This window comes from Corynebacterium sp. HMSC064H12 (assembly GCF_001809925.1).
Taxonomy (GTDB): Bacteria; Actinomycetota; Actinomycetes; order Mycobacteriales; family Mycobacteriaceae; genus Corynebacterium; species Corynebacterium jeikeium_D.
Window position 1 is genome coordinate 72,047 of sequence record NZ_KV799326.1, and the last position, 20,498, is coordinate 92,544.

Annotated in this window: 17 protein-coding genes and 1 other RNA gene; 11 read left to right on the top strand and 7 right to left on the bottom strand. The window is 58.7% G+C overall.

The window, feature by feature from the left end; genetic code table 11:
- Positions 1 to 31: 31 nt before the first annotated feature.
- Together rsmI and HMPREF2681_RS02285 are read left to right on the top strand one after the other, a co-directional pair.
- Positions 32 to 886 carry a 16S rRNA (cytidine(1402)-2'-O)-methyltransferase gene (gene rsmI / locus HMPREF2681_RS02280; protein WP_187269939.1) on the top strand — a complete coding sequence of 285 codons (855 nt, stop codon included), beginning with the start codon at positions 32 to 34 and terminating at the stop codon, positions 884 to 886.
- Between the two features lie 160 nt (positions 887 to 1,046).
- Positions 1,047 to 2,723 carry a BCCT family transporter gene (locus HMPREF2681_RS02285; RefSeq protein ID WP_049171282.1) on the top strand — a complete coding sequence of 559 codons (1,677 nt, stop codon included), beginning with the start codon at positions 1,047 to 1,049 and terminating at the stop codon, positions 2,721 to 2,723.
- Here HMPREF2681_RS02285 and HMPREF2681_RS02290 read toward each other — a convergent pair.
- Positions 2,720 to 3,985, bottom strand: coding sequence for an aminodeoxychorismate synthase component I (locus tag HMPREF2681_RS02290; RefSeq protein WP_069359638.1), 1,266 nt, complete (start codon positions 3,983 to 3,985; stop codon positions 2,720 to 2,722). The two genes, HMPREF2681_RS02285 and HMPREF2681_RS02290, sit on opposite strands and share 4 nt — an antisense overlap.
- 115 nt (positions 3,986 to 4,100) lie before the next feature.
- On the opposite strand from HMPREF2681_RS02290, the gene metG reads away from it, so the two are divergent.
- The 6 genes from metG (at position 4,101) to HMPREF2681_RS02320 (ending at position 11,418) form a co-directional block, all read left to right on the top strand.
- Entirely contained in the window at positions 4,101 to 5,927 is a 1,827-nt protein-coding gene (gene metG, locus HMPREF2681_RS02295; RefSeq protein WP_049171277.1) for a methionine--tRNA ligase, read from the top strand.
- A 15-nt stretch (positions 5,928 to 5,942) separates the two neighbouring features.
- Positions 5,943 to 6,767 (top strand): TatD family hydrolase, encoded by an 825-nt coding sequence (locus tag HMPREF2681_RS02300; RefSeq protein ID WP_049171274.1) that lies wholly within the window; start codon positions 5,943 to 5,945, stop codon positions 6,765 to 6,767.
- Between the two features lie 167 nt (positions 6,768 to 6,934).
- Positions 6,935 to 8,086 carry a resuscitation-promoting factor gene (locus HMPREF2681_RS11295; protein WP_272715417.1) on the top strand — a complete coding sequence of 384 codons (1,152 nt, stop codon included), beginning with the start codon at positions 6,935 to 6,937 and terminating at the stop codon, positions 8,084 to 8,086.
- A gap of 65 nt (positions 8,087 to 8,151) precedes the next feature.
- Positions 8,152 to 9,066 (top strand): 16S rRNA (adenine(1518)-N(6)/adenine(1519)-N(6))-dimethyltransferase RsmA, encoded by a 915-nt coding sequence (gene rsmA / locus HMPREF2681_RS02310; protein WP_049171269.1) that lies wholly within the window; start codon positions 8,152 to 8,154, stop codon positions 9,064 to 9,066.
- Between the two features lie 23 nt (positions 9,067 to 9,089).
- The gene (locus HMPREF2681_RS02315; RefSeq protein ID WP_049171266.1) at positions 9,090 to 9,605 is read left to right on the top strand and encodes an NUDIX hydrolase; all 516 of its coding nucleotides are present in this window, start codon (positions 9,090 to 9,092) and stop codon (positions 9,603 to 9,605) included.
- A complete protein-coding gene (locus tag HMPREF2681_RS02320) occupies positions 9,589 to 11,418 on the top strand; it encodes an ABC-F family ATP-binding cassette domain-containing protein (protein ID WP_049171263.1) in 1,830 nt (609 codons plus the stop codon). Before HMPREF2681_RS02315 ends, HMPREF2681_RS02320 begins: the two co-directional genes overlap by 17 nt.
- 29 nt (positions 11,419 to 11,447) lie before the next feature.
- Here HMPREF2681_RS02320 and HMPREF2681_RS02325 read toward each other — a convergent pair whose 3' ends face one another.
- The 3 genes from HMPREF2681_RS02325 to HMPREF2681_RS02335 form a co-directional block, all read right to left on the bottom strand.
- The gene (locus HMPREF2681_RS02325) at positions 11,448 to 12,422 is read right to left on the bottom strand and encodes a cation diffusion facilitator family transporter (RefSeq protein ID WP_016423250.1); all 975 of its coding nucleotides are present in this window, start codon (positions 12,420 to 12,422) and stop codon (positions 11,448 to 11,450) included.
- 20 nt (positions 12,423 to 12,442) lie between these two features.
- Positions 12,443 to 13,210 carry an alpha/beta hydrolase family protein gene (locus HMPREF2681_RS02330; RefSeq protein ID WP_048733555.1) on the bottom strand — a complete coding sequence of 256 codons (768 nt, stop codon included), beginning with the start codon at positions 13,208 to 13,210 and terminating at the stop codon, positions 12,443 to 12,445.
- A gap of 163 nt (positions 13,211 to 13,373) precedes the next feature.
- Complete coding sequence (locus tag HMPREF2681_RS02335) at positions 13,374 to 15,017, bottom strand: AbgT family transporter (RefSeq protein WP_049189696.1); 1,644 nt, start codon at positions 15,015 to 15,017, stop codon at positions 13,374 to 13,376.
- Positions 15,018 to 15,195: 178 nt separating this feature from the next.
- On the opposite strand from HMPREF2681_RS02335, the gene smpB reads away from it, so the two are divergent.
- Entirely contained in the window at positions 15,196 to 15,699 is a 504-nt protein-coding gene (gene smpB, locus HMPREF2681_RS02340; protein ID WP_070545944.1) for an SsrA-binding protein SmpB, read from the top strand.
- A gap of 28 nt (positions 15,700 to 15,727) precedes the next feature.
- On the opposite strand, the gene HMPREF2681_RS02345 is transcribed toward smpB, so the two are convergent.
- Complete coding sequence (locus HMPREF2681_RS02345) at positions 15,728 to 16,123, bottom strand: hypothetical protein (RefSeq protein WP_070545946.1); 396 nt, start codon at positions 16,121 to 16,123, stop codon at positions 15,728 to 15,730.
- A 357-nt stretch (positions 16,124 to 16,480) separates the two neighbouring features.
- Between HMPREF2681_RS02345 and ssrA the strand changes: the two genes are divergently transcribed.
- Positions 16,481 to 16,865, top strand: a transfer-messenger RNA (tmRNA) gene (gene ssrA, locus HMPREF2681_RS02355).
- Positions 16,866 to 16,990: 125 nt separating this feature from the next.
- On the top strand, positions 16,991 to 18,703 hold the full coding sequence (locus HMPREF2681_RS02360; protein WP_246822694.1) for a heavy metal translocating P-type ATPase: 1,713 nt from the start codon (positions 16,991 to 16,993) through the stop codon (positions 18,701 to 18,703).
- A gap of 105 nt (positions 18,704 to 18,808) precedes the next feature.
- On the opposite strand, the gene HMPREF2681_RS02365 is transcribed toward HMPREF2681_RS02360, so the two are convergent.
- Together HMPREF2681_RS02365 and HMPREF2681_RS02370 are read right to left on the bottom strand one after the other, a co-directional pair.
- Entirely contained in the window at positions 18,809 to 19,648 is an 840-nt protein-coding gene (locus HMPREF2681_RS02365) for a GDSL-type esterase/lipase family protein (RefSeq protein WP_049193069.1), read from the bottom strand.
- A gap of 262 nt (positions 19,649 to 19,910) precedes the next feature.
- Entirely contained in the window at positions 19,911 to 20,492 is a 582-nt protein-coding gene (locus HMPREF2681_RS02370) for a PPA1309 family protein (protein WP_016423245.1), read from the bottom strand.
- Positions 20,493 to 20,498 lie beyond the last annotated feature (6 nt).

The window sequence follows — 20,498 nt, forward strand, 5'->3', positions numbered from 1 at the left end:
ACCGCACGAGAACGCGCCTCTTAGCGAGGCAATGACGCTGGCCCCTGGCATCACTCTGGTGGCAACGCCGCTGGGCAATATCGCCGATGCCTCCGACCGCTTGCGCGGTGCGCTTATCGACGCCGATATCATCGCCGCGGAAGACACCAGGCGAGCACGCAACCTGGCCACAGCGCTGGGCATTTCCCCCAAGGGGAAGTTTGTTTCAAACTTCGATCACAACGAAGAGAGCCGCACTGAGTCGCTGATTCAGGCGGCGAAGGCGGGACAGAAAGTCATTGTGGTGACCGATGCGGGGATGCCGGTGGTGTCGGATCCTGGCCTGGCTGTGGTGGCGGCTGCTCACGACGCGGGCGTGCCCGTGTCCTGCGTACCGGGGCCGAGCGCGGTGACTACCGCATTGGCTCTCAGCGGGTTGGGCGTCGGCCACTTTTGCTTCGATGGTTTTGCACCTCGTAAACAGGGGGCGCGCCGGATCTGGCTGGAATCACTGAAGACAGAGAAGCGGGCCTGTTGTTTCTTTGAGTCGCCGCATCGGTTGGCTGTTACGTTGGCCGATGCCGCGGAGATTTTGGGTGAGGAGCGGCGCGCGTCGGTAAGCCGTGAGCTGACCAAGCGTTTTGAAGAGACTCGCCGTGCGACGCTGGGAGAGCTGGCTGCGTGGGCGGAGGAAGGTGTCCGCGGCGAAATTACGGTGGTGATTGAGGGCGCGGGGCAGCAGGCGACGGAGGTATCCACGGAGGACTTGGTTGACCGCGTGGAGGAGCTTGTGGCTGATGGCATGCGGCTGAAGGATGCCGCGAAGCAGGTTGCGGCAGAGGCTGGAATGACAAAGCACCGTGATCTCTATCAGGCGGTTTTGGCTGCTCGTGAGGGAAATCGTTAGCCGATTGTTACTTTGTGCCAGAAAATGTTCCAGCGCACGCCAGTGAACAGGGTAAACGCTGTTATTGGGAGTTTTGTAATTCAGACGGGAAATGAGGAAAACCTGAGAGAATCCACATCCTGAGTTGAAATCCCAGGTCAATGGTGGACATGGTGGAGGAATGACGAATCCACCAGAGCATGAAATACAACAAGAAGTAGGGGAGTCAGTCGTCGGCGAAGTCAGGGCCGACGATTCTCACGCTCCCGTGAACCTCGGGGTTACCATCCCCGCCGTTGTCGCAATTCTGGCAATCATCGTCTGGGGCCTGGCGTGGCCGGATAGTTTCTCGACGTTTGCATCTAGCTCTCTGAACTGGGTCGTGGAGAACATCGGCTGGCTGTTTATCTTGGCCAGTACCGTCTTTGTCTTCTTCATTGTGTCCATCGCGATTTCCAAGTTCGGTCACATCCGCTTGGGCAAGGACAACGAGAAACCAGAGTTTTCCACGCCTAGCTGGATTGCGATGATGTTCGCCGCCGGTATGGGCATCGGTCTGATGTTCTACGGTGTCGCTGAGCCGCTGACCTTCTATCGCGATGGCGTGCCGGGCCACCAGCCGAAGGAAGTCGGTACCGCCATGGCTTCGACGATGTTCCACTGGACTCTGCACCCGTGGTCGCTCTACGCCATCGTCGGTCTCGCAATTGCTTACTCGACCTACCGCCTCGGCCGAAAGCAGCTGATTTCGGCGGCGTTCATCCCGCTCATCGGCGCGCGTCGCGCTGAGGGGCGGTTGGGCAAGCTTATCGACGCGCTTGCGATTTTTGCCACCGTCTTCGGTACGGCAGCCTCTCTCGGTGTGGGCGTACTTCAGATTTCCGCCGGTTTGGAAATCAACGGGTTCAACGCCATCAAGGGCGCACCTTTGTGGATTGGTCTTATTCTCGTTCTGGGCTGTGCCTTCTTGGTCTCTGCACTGTCGGGCGTGGGCAAGGGAATTCAGTACATCTCGAACTTCAACATGGTTGCCGCAGGTCTGCTGGCTCTGCTGGTGTTGGTCCTCGGCCCTACCGTGGTGATTCTGAACCTGATTCCGACCTCTATTGGCAGCTACCTGGATTCCTTCTTTGAGATGGCCTCCCGCTCCAGTGCTTCCGCTGACGGCACCGCCGGTGAATGGCTCTCTTCCTGGACAATTTTCTACTGGGCCTGGTGGATCTCATGGTCGCCGTTTGTCGGTATGTTCATCGCACGTATTTCTCGCGGCCGTACTATCCGTGAGTTCGTCTTCACCGTCGTCGCCGTTCCGTCGATTGTCTCTGCAGTGTGGTTCTCCATCTTTGGTGGCACCGCCATTACCCACGAGCAGCAGGGTGCGTCCATCTACGGTGACGGTTCGGCCGAGAGTCAGCTGTTCAATCTGCTGGAATCCTTGCCGGGTGGCGCGATTACCTCCGCTATCGCAATGATTCTGCTGGCTACCTTCTTCATTACCTCGGCAGACTCCGCCTCCACGGTGATGGGTACCATGAGTCAGTTCGGTCGACTCACAGCGTCGCGCACGGTCACTGCTATGTGGGGTATTTTCACCGCTCTGATTGCCATCGTCCTATTGGTCACCGGTGGCAGCGATGCCCTGTCGAACCTGCAGAACATCACCATTTTGGCGGCAAGCCCGTTCGTCATTGTTATCTTGGCGCTGATGGTTTCGCTGGTTAAGGGGCTTTCCGACGATCCGATGTACCTCGATGACAAGGAACAGCGTCAGTTTGCCCTGCGCATGGCTCGTGAGCGCCGCTTGGCGGAAGCGGCCGAACAGCGCGAGCGCCGCCGTGCTCGTAAATTGCGCAACTAGCTTTCCAACAGCAGCGGTGCGGCCTTGGCCTCAATCTCGGCCCATTCGCCCTCGGGTGTAGACCCGATGGTGATGCCACCGCCGATGCCAGCTTCGACCCGAACTCTCCCCGAGTTCGGGTCTTTTGTGTACTCAGCGGTACGAATACCGACATTGAGCTCAAGTGCATCACCGTGGGCCGCACCAATCGCGCCGCAGTGAGCGCCACGGGGTTCGGGTTCCCACTCGCGCAGAAGCTCAATTGCTCGCAGCTTCGGTGTACCGGTGACTGAGGCCGGTGGGAAGCAGGCTTCGATTAGTTCAGCGTGGCTGAGCTGATCGGGAAGTTCCGCGGAAACTGTGGAAAAGAGGTGCCACACGCCCGGTGCCGGACGCACACTGAGCAGGTCTGTGACCTTCACGGTGCCGGTCTTGGCAACTTGACCGAGGTCATGGCGCACCAGGTCGACAATCATGATGTTCTCGGCGACATCCTTGTCGCTGCGCAATAACTCGTTCGGGGGCCGGCCAGCGGGAATCGTGCCTTTGATGGGAGTTTCAGTCACGCTTGTGCCTGCGCGGATGAGGAACTCCTCAGGACTCAGCGAGGCCAGGATTGGAATTCCAGCGTCGAGGTTGCCGGGCAAGAATGCTGCTCGAGCCGGCTGATACCGCGCCACGCGGGAGGAAAACCACGCACCGGCGTGGGCTAGTGCAGCATTGTCCACATCGACGTTCGTGCCCGATCCCGCATTCAGCTCCGCGTGAAAGCGTGTAGAGATGCAGGTTTGGTACACCTCGCCCGCGGCAATTGCTTCCTTACAGTTCTCCACTGCAAGCTGGTGGCGTTCTCGGTCGCCCTGATCCCACTCCAGTGGTGTGGCCGCGGGGAGCGCGTCGTCACGCGTGTTTTCGTGCGAGTATTTGATGGTCTCCTGAAGGGCTTGGAAATCCGGATTTGAGGGGTCACCGGTGCCGGGGCCGTCGAAATGCCACGTGCCGTCGTCGGCAAGCAATGCGACGCAGGCAGCGATCCCATGCGCGCTGGTGCCGGAGTAGGGGCGGAACCCAAATAGCCACGCATTGGGGTCGGGGCTGGTGAAAAGCGCTGTCGAATCGCAGGCGGTGAGCTCGACGTTAGCGGCGAGAACCGCGCGATAACCGAACCAGGAGCCGACGAGTGCGGCGGGGCGATGACCGGCGGCGATAAGACGAGCTAGCGCAGTGGTCGCGCGCGAAGTGAAGTCAGCGGCCGAGTCGGAGGAGGTGGACCGAGTGGACATAGGACATAAGCGTAGTGACTGCGCGAGCGCGCGATGACGCTAAGGGACAGTTCTTGGAAGACTTCATGAGGGCACAGTTCATCGTGATGGTAGGTCATCTATTACCCTGTTAGATATGTCTCGCATTTTCACAGCAGTTGCGTGGCCGTACGCTAACGGTCCGCGACATATCGGCCATGTTGCAGGTTTCGGTGTCCCCTCGGACGTTTTCGCTCGCTACCAGCGAATGATTGGCAATGACGTGCTGATGGTCTCCGGTACTGATGAGCATGGCACGCCACTGCTTGTGCAGGCGGAGAAGGAAGGCGTTTCTGTCCAGGAATTGGCCGACCGTTACAACCGCCAGATTGTGCAGGACCTCGCGGGTCTGGGGCTTTCCTACGACCTGTTTACGCGCACAACCACGCGCAACCACTACGCCGTTGTCCAGGAGCTCTTCCGTGGGCTCTACGAAAACGGCTATATGGTCAAGCAGACCACGATGGGTGCGATTTCCCCGTCGACCGGTCGCACCCTGCCGGACCGTTACATCGAAGGTACCTGCCCAATTTGTGGCGCTTCCGGTGCCCGCGGCGACCAGTGCGACAACTGCGGTAACCAGCTTGACCCGGCCGATCTGATTGATCCGGTGTCGAAAATCAACGGCGAGACCCCGAAGTTCGTTGAAACTGAGCACTTCCTGCTAGACCTGCCGGCTCTGGCAGAGGCCTTGACCGAGTGGCTGCAGGAGCGCAAGGACTGGCGCCCGAACGTGCTGAAGTTCTCCCTGAACATCCTGAAGGACATCCGTCCGCGTGCAATGAGCCGTGATATTGACTGGGGTGTGCCGATTCCGCTGGAGGGCTGGTCGGAAAACGGGACGAAGAAACTCTACGTTTGGTTCGACGCCGTCGTCGGTTACCTATCCGCTTCCATCGAGTGGGCCTGGCGCATTGGTGACCCGGAAGCGTGGCGCAAGTGGTGGAATGACCCGGAGGCGCTGTCCTACTATTTCATGGGCAAGGACAACATCACCTTCCACTCCCAGATTTGGCCGGCTGAGCTGCTGGGCTACCGTGGCGAGGGCTCCCGCGGGGGCGAGGTCGGGGAGCTCGGTGAGTTGAACCTGCCGACGGAGGTCGTCTCCTCGGAGTACCTGACCATGTCGGGCTCGAAGTTCTCCTCTTCCAAGGGCGTTGTCATCTATGTGAAGGACTTCCTGGCGGAGTTTGGTCCGGATCCGCTGCGCTACTTCATCGCGATGGCAGGCCCGGAGAACCAGGACACCGACTTCACCTGGGATGAGTTCGTCCGCCGCGTGAATAACGAGCTGGCCAACTCCTGGGGCAACCTGGTCAACCGCACCGTGTCCATGGCTTTCAAGAACTTCGGTGAGGTGCCAACTCCGGGCGAACTCACTGACGCTGACCGTGAACTGCTCGACCTGGCTGAGCGTTCCTTCGCCGAGGTCGGCGACGCGCTTGCGCTGTCCCGCTTCCGCGCCGGTATCACCGCCGCCATGCACTTGGTCGGAGAGGCCAACGCCTACATTGCTGCGCAGGAGCCGTGGAAGCTGGCGAAGGACGAGTCCCAGCGCGAGCGTCTCGCCACCGTGCTGTGGACAGCACTGCAGGTAGTCAGCGACGCCAATGTGCTGCTGACCCCGTACCTGCCGGAAAGCTCGCAGAAGGTCTTCGAGACCCTGGGCGGCGAGGGGATCTGGGCCGCAATGCCAGAAGTCCAGGAAGTCCAGGACGACATGCCGGTCGAACCGGTCGGCGCTGACCTGCCGGCAGAGGGTAGGAGCTACCCAATCATCACCGGTGACTACGTCAATCAGAAGGCCGCCTGGCGTCGCTTCGACATTGAGCCGGGTACGGCGCTGGCCAAGCCGAAGCCGATTTTCACCAAGCTCGACTCTGAGTTGGCTGAGCACGGCCCCGAGTGGGCACAGGTGAAGTAGGGGCTCAGTAGAGGTATGGGAAAGCGCAAACGCAAGATTGCAGAACCCGCGGAGTATCTCACTCCGCTGTTTGACGCCCACACGCATCTCGCGTCCTGTGGGGCGCAAACTCCGGAAGAGATTGCGGCGCTCATGGACCGGGCCGCCGCAGCGGGCGTCGTCGGAGTCTGCACGGTCGGCGATGGCATGCCGGAAACCGAACTGGCCTTTGCCGCTGCGCACGCGCACCCCAACGTCTGGGCCGCCGCCGCCATCCATCCGACGCGCGCGCACGAGCTTGACGACGACGCCAAGGCCCGCTTAACCGAAATGGCTGCCGACCCCAGGGTTGTGGCCGTGGGGGAGACGGGATTGGATTGGTACTGGCTGGATTCCCTCGACGGCTGCGCGTCGAAGAGCGAACAGCTGGCTGCGTTGCAGTGGCATATGGAGCTCGCAGCAACCGTCGGCAAGCCGTTGATGATTCATAACCGCGACGCCGATGAAGACCTGATGGCGGCGTTGGACGGCTACGACAATACGGTCATTTTGCACTGTTTCTCTTCGCCCATCGAGGTTGCCCGCGAAGCCATTGCACGCGGTTACCTGCTGAGTTTTACCGGCAACGTGACCTTCAAACGCAATGATTACCTGCGGCAGGCTGTGGCTGAGGCGCCGGCGGAGCAGCTGCTGGTGGAAACCGATGCCCCGTACATGACCGCGGAGCCTTTCCGAGGTGCGCGCAACGAGTCCACTTTTATCGGTCATCAGGCGCGTGCGATGGCCGCAGCCCGAGAAATCGGGGCGGAGGAGATGGCACAGATTTTGACGGATAATGCACGTCGGGTGTACGGCATTTAAGCACGTGCTGGCGTATTGCCGCCCCTGAGCTGTGGAAATGCAGCCGGGGCGGTTTGTTGTATTTCCCGTCACTTTTATCGATATATTTTAGACAACACTGAATCTTTACCGTACTGTTACAAACTGTATTTCTTTCATTTGCTAGCTGCCCCATCCTCCGAAAGGCTGTGACGAACCCCGTGAGTGCTGCGAAGAAGCGTCATCTCAATCGTGCTAATGACGGAGTCTCCACTTCGTCCAAGATTGCCGCAGGCGGTCTGGTCGCTGCTGTTGCTCTGGGTGGTACTGTCGCAGCATCCAACTATGACACCATCACCGTCGAAATCGACGGTAAGGTTGAGCAAATCGCAACCTGGTCCAAGGATGACAAGGCCATTCTGCAGAAGGCTGGTGTCGAAACCACCGGTGGCGACCTGGTTCAGCGTCAGGGCGATCTCACGGACGGCGGCAAGCTGGTCTACCGCTCTGCCAAGCCAGTCACGATGATTGTCGATGGCAAGCCGCAGGAGCACAAGACCAATGCCATCACTACCGATGAGCTGATTGAAGGTCTGAAGAAGCAGGGGCTCATCTCCGATAAGGACAAGGTCGAGGTCGAAAAGGGCGAGATTTCCGCTAAGGGAGTCGAACTCGACGTCGTTCGTGCCAAGAATATTGTGCTTCACGACGATGCCAAGGACATCGACCTGACCGTCCCGGCTATGACCGTCGGAGATGTGCTGGCTCAGCGTGGCATTGAACTGCGTGAAGATGACACCGTCGAGCCGGGTCTGGATGCTCCGGTCACCGAGGGGATGCGCATCGCTCTGTCTCGTCTGATTGATAAGACCATCACCGAGACTGAGGAGATTCCAGCTCACGAGAACATCATTGAAGATGATTCGATGTTCGAAGATGAGCGCATCGTTGAGCAGGAAGGTGAACCGGGCCAGGTAGAGCGTCAGGTCAAGGTCACCTCTCGCGATGGTGAAGAGCTCGGACGCGAGGTCCTGGAAGAAAAGGAGCTAAAGGCTCCGGGTATCTCCACTATTCGCCAGGGCACTAAGTCCCGCATTGCAGCTCCGGCTGCCGGCTACGGCGTGTGGGATCAGCTGGCTCAGTGTGAGTCCGGCGGCGACTGGGCTATCGATACCGGTAACGGTTTCTCCGGTGGTCTGCAGTTCACCGATTCCACTTGGGCAGCTTACGGCGGTACTGAGTATGCACCGCGTGCATCGCAGGCTTCCCGCGAGCAGCAGATTGCTGTCGCTGAGCGTGTCCAGGCTGGTCAGGGTTGGGGCGCATGGCCCGCTTGTACCGCTTCCATGGGGCTTCGTTAAAGCTAGTTCCGTCTAGCCATAACGAGCTAAGCCTATTTTTTGTGTTGACCCCGTAGTATCTAACTGTGACTAAAGCAGAAGTTTCTTTCTTGGGGCCGGTCGAAGTACGCGACTTGGCGGCGCAGTTGGATATTGTCCCGACGAAGAAATTGGGGCAGAACTTCGTCCACGACGCCAACACCGTGCGTCGAATTGTCGCTGCGGCGGACTTGCCGGAGGATTCCTACCCTGTTGAGGTTGGCCCCGGCTTGGGCTCGCTGACCCTCGGGCTGCTCGAACACTGCGGCCGCGCGGCGGCTGTTGAAATCGATTCGCGGCTGGCGGCGCGTCTGCCCCAGACAGTCACTGAGCGCGCCGAGGGCTGCGCACTTGAGCTCATTGAGAAAGACGCGCTGAAGGTCAGCCGCGAGGACTTTCAGACTGCCCCAGATGCGCTGGTGGCCAATCTGCCATACAACGTTTCTGTACCGGTGCTCCTGCACATGCTTGCCGAGCTGCCCACCATCCGTCGCGTGCTCGTGATGGTGCAGTCTGAGGTCGCTGACCGGCTGGCGGCTCAGCCGGGCTCCAAGATCTACGGTGTCCCCAGTGTCAAGGCCGCCTACTACGGCACAGTGCGTCGCGCCGGTGCCATTGGTCCGCACGTCTTCTGGCCGGTCCCCAAGGTTGATTCCGGGCTCGTTCGCATTGACTGCTACGCTCGCTCCGACGCTCCAGAGAACTCCAAGACCGCCGATGCCCCCGAGGCCCCGTGGGAAATCTCGCCGCAGTTCCGCGCACGCCTTTTCCCGCTTATCGACGCTGCTTTTGCGCAACGCCGCAAGACCCTCCGGGCGGCCCTATCGGGGATTTACGGATCTGGTGCCGCAGCCGAAGAGGCGCTTATGGCAGCGGGGATTGACCCCAAGCAGCGAGGAGAGAAGCTTGAAATTGCCGATTTCGTTCGTCTCGCTGAGGTCTCACGAGACCAGCGCTTTTAATAAAGGACAGGCAATCTTTCCCCATGCACCGTGACGACACCCCCAGTAGGGCCGAGATCGGCCGGCGCGAACCGCGCAGCCTGGCTTGGACTAAGTTCTGGCCTGACGACGACGGCTGGGTGTGCAACTGCATAGTTTTCCGCGGTGACCGCTTGCTGCTTCTGCTGCGTGAATACGAGGGCTTCCTCGGGGGCCAGTGGGATTTGCCCGGTGGCAAGCTAGACGCGGGGGAGGAGCCCGTGGAGGCCGCTGTGCGCGAACTGCGTGAAGAGGCCGGCTTGCGCGCAGCGGAGGTCAGCGAATTTGCCCATTATTCCAATCCGGACTTGGGCGGGGAGAATTTCCGCTTCCACACGGTGACCTTTCTAGTACGCGAGGCCGACGACACGCAGAATGTCCAGCTCAGCGGCGAGCATCCGGAATTTAAATGGGTAACCCGAGAGCAGTTCGATGAGCTGCCGGTGGCCTGGTATGTCCGGCGTGTGCTTGGCAACGTCGAATGGGGCACAATAAATACTCATCATGGCGAATCTGATTAATTGCGAGAATATTTCTAAGTCCTTCGGGCTCAAGACTCTGCTCGACGGCGTCAGCCTCGGTGTTCAAGAGGGCGACCGCATCGGTGTTGTCGGTTTGAACGGTGGCGGCAAGTCCACACTGCTGAAGATTCTGGCAGGCGTGGAGCCAGCGGACTCCGGACGTATTTCGCGAGCCAACGACATGGCCATGGCGCATGTCACCCAGGGCGCCGAGCTCGACCCGAATTCCACCGTGTTTGAGTGCGTCATTGCACCGCTGGGACTCGCTGAACACGAGTGGGCGGGTAACGCTTCCATCCGCGAGGTCCTCGATGGCATCGGTATCAATGACCTCGGTATGGATACCAAGGTCGCCAATCTCTCCGGTGGTGAGCGCCGTCGCGTTAACCTGGCGGCCGCGCTGGTCCGAGATCTGGATCTGCTCATTCTCGATGAGCCAACGAACCACCTCGATATTGAGGGTGTGCAGTGGTTGGCCGATCATGTTCTTTCGCGCCGGGCAGCCCTGGTCGTCGTCACGCACGATCGTTGGTTCCTGGATACCGTTGCCACGAAGACGTGGGAAGTCCACGATGGCACCGTCGATTTTTACGATGGCGGTTACAACGACTGGACGTTCGCGCGTGCCGAGCGTGCGCGCCAAGCCGATGCCGCCGAGCAGCGTCGCCAGAACCTTGCGCGTAAGGAACTCGCGTGGTTGCGCCGGGGTGCGCCGGCCCGCACCTCGAAGCCTCGCTACCGCATCGAAGCAGCTGAGGCTCTCATCGCCGATGTCCCGGCGCCGCGTGATTCCGTGGAGTTGATGGCGTTTTCGCAGCGTCGACAGGGCAAGGTGGTCGTAGAGCTAGAGCATGCGTCCCTGGAAACGCCCGATGGTAGGGAATTGCTTAACGACGTCACGTGGCGTCTGGCCCCCGGCGAGCGCATTGGCCTGGTCGGTGTCAACGGCTCGGGTAAGACGACTTTGTTGCGCGCATTGGCGGGAGACTACCCCTTAAGCGATGGCAAGCGGATTGAGGGCAAGACGGTGCGTCTGGGTTGGCTGCGACAGGAGCTCGATGATCTGCCGCTGGATATGCGTGTGCTCGACGCTGTGGAGGACGTGGCGACCTACATTGACCTGGGCAAGAAGCAGATTAGCGCCTCGCAACTGGCGGAGCGACTGGGTTTTTCCCCGAAGCGGCAGCGCACCCCAATCGCAGACCTCTCCGGCGGTGAGCGTCGCCGCTTGCAACTCACACGCGTGTTGATGAGTGAGCCGAACTTCCTGCTGCTCGACGAGCCGACGAATGACCTGGATATTGACACGCTGCAGGAATTGGAAGACCTGCTGGACAATTGGCCGGGCACGTTGGTGGTCATCTCGCACGACCGCTACCTGATTGAGCGTATTGCCGACTCGACCTGGGCCCTCTTCGGCGATGGCGAGCTGACGAACTTGCCAGGCGGGATTAGTCAGTACCTCCAGCGTCGCGCACAGCTGGCTGACTCGGCCGCTAGTGGTGGTGCCTCTCAAGCAAATGCCGGTAGTCCGCAGACCCGTGGCGCAGCTTCAGAGGAGGATACCTCGAAGCTCTCGGCTGCGGAAGCTCATGCTGTCCAGAAGAAGATGAGTGCTCTGGAGCGGAAGATGGCGAAGCTCAGCCAGCAAGAAAGTGAACTGCATGCGCAGATGGCGGAAGCGAGTGCTGATGTAGCCAACTTGGACACACAAAAGCTGGCGGACCTCGATCGCCGTGCTGCGGAGGTGGTTGAGCAGAAGGCAGAGCTGGAGATGGAGTGGCTGGAGCTAGGGGAGCAGCTCGAGGGCTAGCATCTTACTTCAGCTACTAGCCGAACATTTTAGGTATGAGCCGGGTACTCGTGGTCAGCGTGCCCGGTTCTTTCAATTTGCACCGTGGCGTGTTCAATCCCGTGGACGTCGTGAAGCAGTGCCTGCGCGCGGTCGAGCAATGCGTGCTCGTCGCCGTTGGGGAGCGTGTCGCAGCGCACGAGATGGACAGATGCCAGTAGGTCGCTGCCGTTGAGGGACCAGACGTGGAGATCGTGGACATCGACCACTCCGTCCAAGTCAGACAGGTCAGCAGTGATTCTCTCAGTGTCGACGCCCTTCGGGGTGTACTCCAGCAACACGTGGAGACAGTCGCGCACCAGAACGGCGGCTCGGGGGACGATGAAGAGCGCAATCACGATAGAGACCACCGAGTCGATGGCAGTCCAGCCGGTGTATGCGATAGCGATAGCGGAGATAATGACGGCGACCGAACCAGCGGCGTCGACAAGCACGTGCAGATACGCGCCGCGGACGTTGACGCTTTCCTTGGCAGCGCCGGCGAGCAGAAACGCCGCAATCACATTGGTGAGCAGGCCGATGACTGCGATGATGAGCATCGACGTGGTTTGAATCTCAGATTGCTCCACTGACCCGAATCGCCGGATTGCGCCCCAGAGAATCACAGCGGCAATGATGAAAACTGTCAGACCGTTGACGAGAGCAGTCAGAACCTCAACACGACGGTACCCGTACGTCGCGCGGTGATTGGCTCCGCGCTGGGCGATAGCCAAACCGGCAACTGCCATAAGCAGGCCTGCGGAGTCCGTCACCATATGGCCGGCATCTGCCAGCAGCGCCAGTGAACCCGAGACCAAGCCGCCGATGAGCTCGGCGAGAAATACGACAAGAGTTAGACCCGCAGCTGCGAGCAGGCGACGGGCAGGAGTATTCGCGGGGTCAATATGAGCGTGGTCATGGCCGTGTGAATGACCGTGTGAATGACCGTGGCCGTGTGAGTGGCCAGAGTGTTCAGTTGTGTCCATAGCCCCTAATGATAACAGGGCTATTCAGCCTCCGGAAGATAGCTATCCGCCCACGCATAAATCAGGTCAGCAGCGCGCGCGGCGGACTTAGCGCGAGTGAGCAAGTGGTCTGCGCGATCCAAGCTCATCAGGGATTTTGGATAGCGAGAGACCTGGAAAATCTTCTGGGCGCTATCGATACCAACAGTCTGGTCGGTCGGGGAGTGCAGAATAAGCAGTGGCTTGCGCAGCTGGCTGAGATAAACCTCCGGGTTGTAGTCCGCCAACACTTCCAAGAACTCACGGGAGATGGGAATGCCACGACCTTCAATCTGCAGAACCTGCGTGCCGTGCTCATCGACCGTCGAAATGTCACCGGCGATGCGCACAATCGAGTGTGCCGGATCGAAGGGTGCACCGATTGTCGCTACCGCCTTGATTTTCGGCATATCGTGGCCGGCGTTCAGCGCCGCTGCGCCACCGAGCGAGTGCCCAATCAGTAGCGAGGGGGCCTCAAATTCTGCCTCCATGAACTCGTAGGCGGCCTTAAGGTCATCGATGTTGGTCTGGAACGTCGTCTCACCGAAATCACCAGTGGACTGCCCGAGGCCAGTGAAGTCGAACCGGAATGCCGCAATGCCCTTCTTCGCCAGCGCCTTGCAGGTGCGTGACGCGCCGGGCACCATCCGATTACACGTGAAGCAATGACCAAATAGCGCCCACGCGCGTGGCTGACCGTCCGGCAAATCAATTGATGCAGCCAGAGTCTCGCCGGTCGATCCCGTAAATTTTAGGTGCTTTGTTGGCATAGGTTATATCCGCGTCTCAGTGTGTGCTCAATGTGTGTACGTTTTCGCTTTACGACGCCCGTTGTGGTGGCGACCGTACGCAATATTAAGCCCGGGTGCCACAAATAAGTGAGGGATTGGGCGAAAAATTCGACCAATCCCTCAATCTCCTAGTGGCTGTGAGTTAACGCACCGGAACCCCCGGCCCCAGCGGAATGCCCGCGAGATACCAGAGGACGAAGAATAGGAACCAGCCCACCATCATGCACAGCGAGTACGGGATAGCCAGCGACATCAGCGTGCCGACACCCGCAGGCTTGTAGTACTTCTGCAGGAAAGTCAGCGCCAGCGCAAAGTACGGCGACATCGGCGTAATGATGTTGGTCGGGGAGTCACCAATACGGAATAGCTGCTGGGAGACCTCTGGAGAGACGTTGACGTACATCAGCATCGGCACAACGACCGGCGCCATCAGAGCCCACTGTGCGGAGCCCGAGGTAATCAGCAGGTTGAGAACAGCCACCATCAGGACGAAGGCAGCAAAGAGCAACAGCGGCGGCAGATCCGCCTTGGTCAGGAATTCGGAGCCCTTGATAGCGGTCCACTGGCCGATATTGGACCACTTGAAGTAGGCCGTGAACTGCGAGACGGCGAAGAAGAGCACCATCATTGTGGTCAGTGTGCCCAGGCCGCGTTCCATGAAGGCGGGCACGTCTGCTGAGGAGGTGATGGTTTTGGCACCGATGCCGTACGCAATGCCGACCACTGCGAAGAAGAGGGCGATGGACGCCACGACGTCGGTAAGCAGCACGGAATTCAAGATGCCGTCGCCTTCGCCGCGCAGAGGCGAACCCGGGATGAACAGGGCAGCGAACCAAAGCGCCAGGAAGATGACAGCGGCGATGTTGCCGTAGCGGAGGCCACGTCGTTCGGCATCGTTGAGGATTAGCTTGTCGCGGCCATTGCTGGAGCTGCTAGATGCGGTGTTCCGCTCCTCCTTCTTGGCGTTTTCCTCGGCAGCTTCCTCCGAAGCGCCCGGTTTGGTGAATTCCGCGGCATCGTGGTCAATGTGGTCGTCGTGGACGGTCTTCTCCACGTGCTTGGTAATAAACAGTTCAGTAACGGCGGTAATAATCAGAGCCAGCACAATCGACGAGGCCATAGTGAAGAAGTAGTTGGCCAGCGGTGAAACTACGTATTCCGGATCCACGAAGTGCGCTGCATGCGTGGAGATACCTGCCAGCAGCACATCGGTGATGTTGAGCACCAGTGACGAATTGAACCCGGCCGACGAGGCGGCAAAGGCGACCATCGCACCGACAATAGGGTTACGACCAACTGCGGCGAATGAGGCGGCACCCAGCGGAATGAGAATCACGTAGACGGCATCAGAAGCGATTGAACCAGTCACGCCGGCCAGTGCAACAATGAATGTCAGCAGGACAGGGGAGTGCACCTTGGAAATTGCCGCGCGGATTGCCGAGCCGATGTAACCGGAGTACTCCGCAATTGCGACACCGAGCATGCACACCAGAATCAGGCCAACTGGTGCGAAGTCCGTGAAGTTCGTTACCGCCTCAGAGACCATCTTTTGCAGGTACTCTGCGGTAGCAAGGCTTTCCACCTCGATGATGTCACCCGACGCGGGATCCTTGGCCTGCATACCCGCAGCCTCACCGAGCCACGAAGAAACGATGACTACACCGGCAAGAATCACGAATAGCCAAAATGGATTTGGCAGTGCGTTGCCGATACGTTCCAGTGTTGCTAGGAACCCCTTTGGCTTCGGTGGCGCTTTGTCCGGTTCCAACGTTTTTGACTGTCCCATATATATAAATCCCTCTGTGTTAGACGTTGGTAAAAGGTTAGGGGAAAGTAAGTTGCGTCACAACGTAAAAGGCCAGAGGCATATGTATGTCGGGTGCGAGCAGGCGCATAAGGGAAAGTTAAGGGAATAGCTAGGGAATAGCTGTAGTGCACCTTCTTCGACTAGAGTTAATCAGGTTATGGGCAAGAAGAAGTCGAAGAAAGAAAAGGTCAGCGCCAACAACGCGGTGGTGGCCACCAATCGTCGTGCCCGCCATGACTACAACATTCTGGACACCTACGAATGCGGTGTCGTTCTCGTGGGCACTGAGGTCAAGGCGCTGCGCGAGGGCAAAGCATCGCTTAATGACGCCTTCGCGACCATCGACGACGGCGAAGTGTGGCTCCGCGGGCTGCATATCCCGGAGTACTCCTACGGTTCGTGGACTAATCACTCACCGCGTCGCTCGCGCAAGCTGTTGTTGCACCGCAAGGAGATTGACACCCTGTGGGGCAAGGTCCGCGATGGCAACAACACGCTTGTACCCCTGAAGCTGTATTTCACCGACGGCCGCTTGAAGGTCGAGCTCGCACTCGCCCGCGGTAAGCAGGATTATGACAAGCGCCAGGACATCAAGCGCCGCACGGAGGAGCGCGAAGTTACTCGTGCGCTGGGCCGTCGTGTGAAGGGCATCAAGGGGTAAAAGAGGTCTTCATTAGAAGAAACCCTTTTTAGAAGGGGAACTCAGTCGCATCGACTGGGAGGATGAGTAGGCCAATGACGTTTTCGTGACGGTCAAAGGCAACTCGAGCCATCCATTCGCCAGCCTCATGTTTGAGGGTGGTGATGACGAGACTTGTGCCGAGAATCTTCGACAGGAGTTTCTGCGAGGTCGGTTCCTTAGTCCTGGTTCCCCCGAGGCTGGTGACTTGGGTGTCGTCGAAAGATTCGAACGCCCCAGTCTCGGTGAGAACATCTTCCCAGACAGAGTAGATAGTGGACCAGGGGAGATCCTTCCGGAGCTTTGGGGAAATCATGCTTACGGTTTCTGCTTCTTCGCCGTTGATGATGTGGCGAAGGAATATTTCGCCGAGCTCGGCGATATGTGTAGTTTTTGTGGCAGTCATCAATTCTCCTGAAACGGGGTTTTGGACACTTCCGAACCGCTTGAATGCCGCTTGCCGGGAGATATTGAGTACATTTCCAATCTCTGCCCATGAATGGCCCGCTGCGCGAGCCTGCGCCACGGCATCTTCAAGTTCTTGTTCGGCAATGTTCGTTGCTTGCAGTCGGTGACGGATTGTCGTCAATGGATCCATGACTGCAGTCAACCATTGGTTGACGTCAGTGTCAACCCGGAGTTGACATTCGGGGGGGGGGCTGTGGGCCTTGCGGCGAAGCTTGTTGACTTTTCCCGTCGTAAAGCGTTATTCTTGAACATCCTTTGAGCGCAACGCACTTTCCCGTGCTCGAAGGCATTGTATGGGGCTGACATGGTTTCGACACCGTACAGTGAGCCAGGGGAAGCGTGCCGGTGCAGGCTAGAGACCACCGTTTAAGCGTCGTAGCAACTGATTAAGCGCCGAGAACACTCAGCGCGACTACGCTCTCGCTGCCTAATTAAGCGACTAGCGTGTCTGTCAGACCGGGCTTGCCCTTTGGTCCGGACCCTGGCATCGACTTAAAGGGGCTCGCCCGATGGGTGTGCCGTAAGGCTCATCGGGGATCTTCTTACTTGCGGCTGGGCCCGTCATTCGGACATGTTTGCCTGAGCCGAAGGGTCGAGTAGAGGCGATCGTGCGAACTGCGCACGGAGAAGCCCTGGCGAGTTGGCGGTGGACCCGAGTTCAATTCTCGGCAGCTCCACAAATGGAAATCCCCGGTCATTACGACCGGGGATTTTGCTTTTTATATTTTTTATGTCGTGTAGTCGCTTTTCCCATCATGTTGCGACTGTTTTTGTTGGATTTGTCATTATTTTGACAGCATTCGACATGGCAAAGCAGGTAATGCGTGGAGAATTCGGGTTAGATATTCTTGCTGTTATTGCAATGGTTGCGACCCTTGCGGTGGGGGAGTATATCGCGGCATCGATTATTGCTCTAATGCTCACCGGCGGTGAGGCATTGGAAAACTACGCGGCCTACCGCGCAAAGCGGGATTTGCGCAGTCTTCTCGACCGCGCACCGCATATGGCGCGTCGTCTGCCGTCGCTGGATGCGACGCCGGATGATGCGGAGGAAATCCTCATTGAGGATGTCGCAAAAGGCGACTACCTGCTGGTACGCCCGTCGGAGGTCGTTCCGGTTGACGGAGTGACTTTTGATAAAACGTCGGTCGACGAGTCTTCGCTGACAGGTGAGGCAGGGGCTGTACATAAGAATGTCGGGGACACGATTCTGTCAGGTTCCGTCAACGGAACACAGGCAGTTCGCATTCAAGCATCCAAGTCGGCAGCCGATTCTCAGTACCAGAAGATTATTGCGCTGGTGCGTCAGGCGGAGGATCAGCAGGCACCAATTGTGCGTGTGGCGGATCGCTACGCGGTGCCGTTTACAGTAGTTTCACTGCTCATCGCAGCTGTGGCATGGAGTGTCAGCGGCGACCCCGTGCGCTTCGCTGAGGTACTCGTTTTGGCGACCCCGTGCCCGTTGCTAATCGGTGCTCCGGTGGCATTTCTCGGTGGTATGAGTCGTGCATCCAATGCCGGCGTGATTGTTAAGGGCGGTGCCGTCCTAGAGAGCCTTGCTGCTGCTAAGTCAATCGCCTTCGATAAGACCGGCACGCTGACCTACGGCCGACCAACAGTCGCCGAGGTCCACACGGAAGGCATCGATCGTGACCAGGTGCTCGCTTACGCTGCGGCAGCCGAGCAGTTCTCCACGCACGTCCTGGCCGACAGTATTATTCAGGCCGCCGAAGGGCTGGAACTCCCAGTGGCCGAAGATGGTATGGAAGTAGATGCTGAAGGTGTGGAGGCCACGGTAGCTGGGGTGAAGGTGCACGTCGGCACGCTGGACTTTATTCGTCGGGTAGCGCCGGAAGTCAGGGAAATTGCCTTCCGTCATGGGCAGACGGCGGCGTACGTCACCATCGACAATAAGTACGCCGGCGCGCTAATCCTGGATGACCAGCCACGCACAAATGCAGCGGAGCTAGTTAGTGCGCTCCAGCACCACGGCTTTGAACGGACTGTGGTGCTCACCGGTGACAATGCCAATACCGCGCATGCAATTGCAGGTCAGGTGGGTATTTCCGAATACCATGCTTCGCTGCTGCCGCAGGATAAGGTACGCCTGTTGAAGGAGATGGAGCCGCACCCGGTCATCATGGTGGGCGACGGAATCAATGATGCCCCGGTGCTCGCAGCTGCTGGCGTCGGTATTGCCATGGGCGCGCGCGGTGACACGGAAGCCTCCGAGGCCGCAGATGTGGTCATCACTCGCGACGATATCTCGCGAGTGGCACGAGCTATCGATATTGGACGCTGGACACTGACCGTAGCCAAGACAGCCATTTGGATTGGTATCGTGCTTTCCGTTGCGCTGATGCTTGTTGCGGCATTCGGCTACATCCCAGCAGTGGTCGGTGCACTACTGCAGGAGGTTATCGACCTAGCAACAATTCTCTACGCCCTCCGCGCGCTGAAGGGAAGAGAACGCATTAAGGTCACTGCAGAAGCGGACGTGGCGGAAGCGAAAGTGTAAAAACTGGAGCCCGCAGCGCAAGGGAAAGCAAAACCCTCGACCACACTTTTCAAAGCGGGGTCGAGGGTTTTACGCTCTATAACGCCTGAGCGACGTTGAGAAGTCTTAGAAAGTGCTCTTGTAGACGTTGGCGATGGTGGTGCCAGTAACTGCCGAGCCGTGGAAAGTCGGGTGGTTGGTCATGTTGTAGGAAGCAACATCGGTATCCAGGATTGCGGAGACCTGACGCTCACCGTCCGGACCACACATTGCGACGTCGATGTGGGTAACTTCCTTCATGTTGACGAAACCAATGCCGGATTCAGCGGCAGCGCGCTGCTGACGGTTCTGCAGAGCCATCTCAAAGTGGTGCATGCCGGCAGCCGGAATGTGCGGTGCAAAACCTGCGGCGTTAACCGGGCAAGCGTAGTGAGTCGGGTCATTAGAGGTGAAAGCCGGGTAACCAATCAGCATGACGCGAGCAGTTGGGTTAGCGGCCTTGATCTTCTCCACAGCGGCCACAACGTTGGTGGTGTACAGGTCATCCTGAACCGGCATTGGCAGCACAGCGCCCTGCATCGCGTCATTGGCGCCAACGTAGATGGTTACTAGCTGGGTAGCCGGGCCGAGGGAGCCCTGAGCGATGGCGTTGTCAACCTGGCCCATCAGGGACTTCTGCGGCTGAGTCGGCATGAAAGCGGTAGTGCCGTTGCAGGAGTAGTCGTGCAGTTCAAGACCAGTCTCACGAGCAACGTGAGAGCCGATGTTCGAGACCGAAATCGGGCAGCCACCACGGCCCGGTACGGCTGGATCGGACTGACCCGGGTTAGCAGCGAAGGAATCGCCGAAGGCAACGTAGTTACCAGTAGGAAGAGCGTTGGCAACACCACCGGTCAGGAGGGAGGCTGCCAGCGCAGAAGCTGCAGCTGCCGAGGCTGCTGCACGGCGAACAACGTTGTTCTTCATAATTAAAAACCTCTTAGTTGAAAACCTATAGAAGGAAAAACTCGCGCTACACTCGCGATTTCTTCGCCACAGACCGTCCCTGGAAGAACCAAGTCCGACAGAACCAAGTCCGACAGAACCCTGAGCGGATACTTAGAGACGCGCCTTTATCACTTTGTTATACAACTAGGTTCTAAGTCCGATGTCAACCGGAATCAGCTAGTTATATGTATATTCGGCGCTTTCAATACCTCTTTTTGTCTCTTATCGCTGGTAGGTGGATTTATGAGGCGCTTCCGAACGTGGAATACAACGCAGCGATGACACCATCGGCTACCCCAGAACCATCTTTTAGCTCAATCTCATCTTCAGCAAAGGGCCCACGCTCATCCAGTTCCGCCTCTGTGGGGCGAGGTTGGATCAGTGTTAGGTGTGGACCTTCGCTGATAACACCACTGAAAAGACGTGCCTGGCGAGCCGCCTCACCATCCGCCTGTGCCCGCACCTCGTCCAGGGATGCACCCTCAAAGCTGTCCGCCTGCTCCGGAGCGATGACCATTATTTCCTGCGCTAACACGGCACCGACGACACCTGCCGGCCACGATGTCCGAGCGATAAAGTCCGCCAACTCAGGGCTACCGCCTTCAATTCCCTCGGGGAGGGGTTCCTGCGCAACGACAGTCAATGGGGCGCTGTCAATCAGCTCGTCGGCAAGCACGTCGGCAAGCGCGGCGGTGGGGACGAGGGCGAAGAGGCTCGGAGCGCGGTCCCAACCTTCGGTGTGGACGTATTCGACAGCTTCGCGCACGGCGCGATTGAGTGCCTGCTGGCTGAGATGAGTCTGAGTGCCGTTGTTTTCGCTCATGACGCT

What these genes read in the sequence shown, in the direction of transcription:
- rsmI (WP_187269939.1), top strand. Translation starts at nt 32, where the DNA reads ATGACGCTGGCCCCTGGCATCACTCTGGTGGCAACGCCGCTGGGCAAT.
- HMPREF2681_RS02285 (WP_049171282.1), top strand. Translation starts at nt 1,047, where the DNA reads ATGACGAATCCACCAGAGCATGAAATACAACAAGAAGTAGGGGAGTCA.
- HMPREF2681_RS02290 (WP_069359638.1), bottom strand. Translation starts at nt 3,985, where the DNA reads ATGTCCACTCGGTCCACCTCCTCCGACTCGGCCGCTGACTTCACTTCG.
- metG (WP_049171277.1), top strand. Translation starts at nt 4,101, where the DNA reads ATGTCTCGCATTTTCACAGCAGTTGCGTGGCCGTACGCTAACGGTCCG.
- HMPREF2681_RS02300 (WP_049171274.1), top strand. Translation starts at nt 5,943, where the DNA reads ATGGGAAAGCGCAAACGCAAGATTGCAGAACCCGCGGAGTATCTCACT.
- HMPREF2681_RS02315 (WP_049171266.1), top strand. Translation starts at nt 9,090, where the DNA reads ATGCACCGTGACGACACCCCCAGTAGGGCCGAGATCGGCCGGCGCGAA.
- HMPREF2681_RS02320 (WP_049171263.1), top strand. Translation starts at nt 9,589, where the DNA reads ATGGCGAATCTGATTAATTGCGAGAATATTTCTAAGTCCTTCGGGCTC.
- HMPREF2681_RS02325 (WP_016423250.1), bottom strand. Translation starts at nt 12,422, where the DNA reads ATGGACACAACTGAACACTCTGGCCACTCACACGGCCACGGTCATTCA.
- HMPREF2681_RS02330 (WP_048733555.1), bottom strand. Translation starts at nt 13,210, where the DNA reads ATGCCAACAAAGCACCTAAAATTTACGGGATCGACCGGCGAGACTCTG.
- HMPREF2681_RS02335 (WP_049189696.1), bottom strand. Translation starts at nt 15,017, where the DNA reads ATGGGACAGTCAAAAACGTTGGAACCGGACAAAGCGCCACCGAAGCCA.
- smpB (WP_070545944.1), top strand. Translation starts at nt 15,196, where the DNA reads ATGGGCAAGAAGAAGTCGAAGAAAGAAAAGGTCAGCGCCAACAACGCG.
- HMPREF2681_RS02345 (WP_070545946.1), bottom strand. Translation starts at nt 16,123, where the DNA reads ATGACTGCCACAAAAACTACACATATCGCCGAGCTCGGCGAAATATTC.
- HMPREF2681_RS02360 (WP_246822694.1), top strand. Translation starts at nt 16,991, where the DNA reads ATGGCAAAGCAGGTAATGCGTGGAGAATTCGGGTTAGATATTCTTGCT.
- HMPREF2681_RS02365 (WP_049193069.1), bottom strand. Translation starts at nt 19,648, where the DNA reads ATGAAGAACAACGTTGTTCGCCGTGCAGCAGCCTCGGCAGCTGCAGCT.
- HMPREF2681_RS02370 (WP_016423245.1), bottom strand. Translation starts at nt 20,492, where the DNA reads ATGAGCGAAAACAACGGCACTCAGACTCATCTCAGCCAGCAGGCACTC.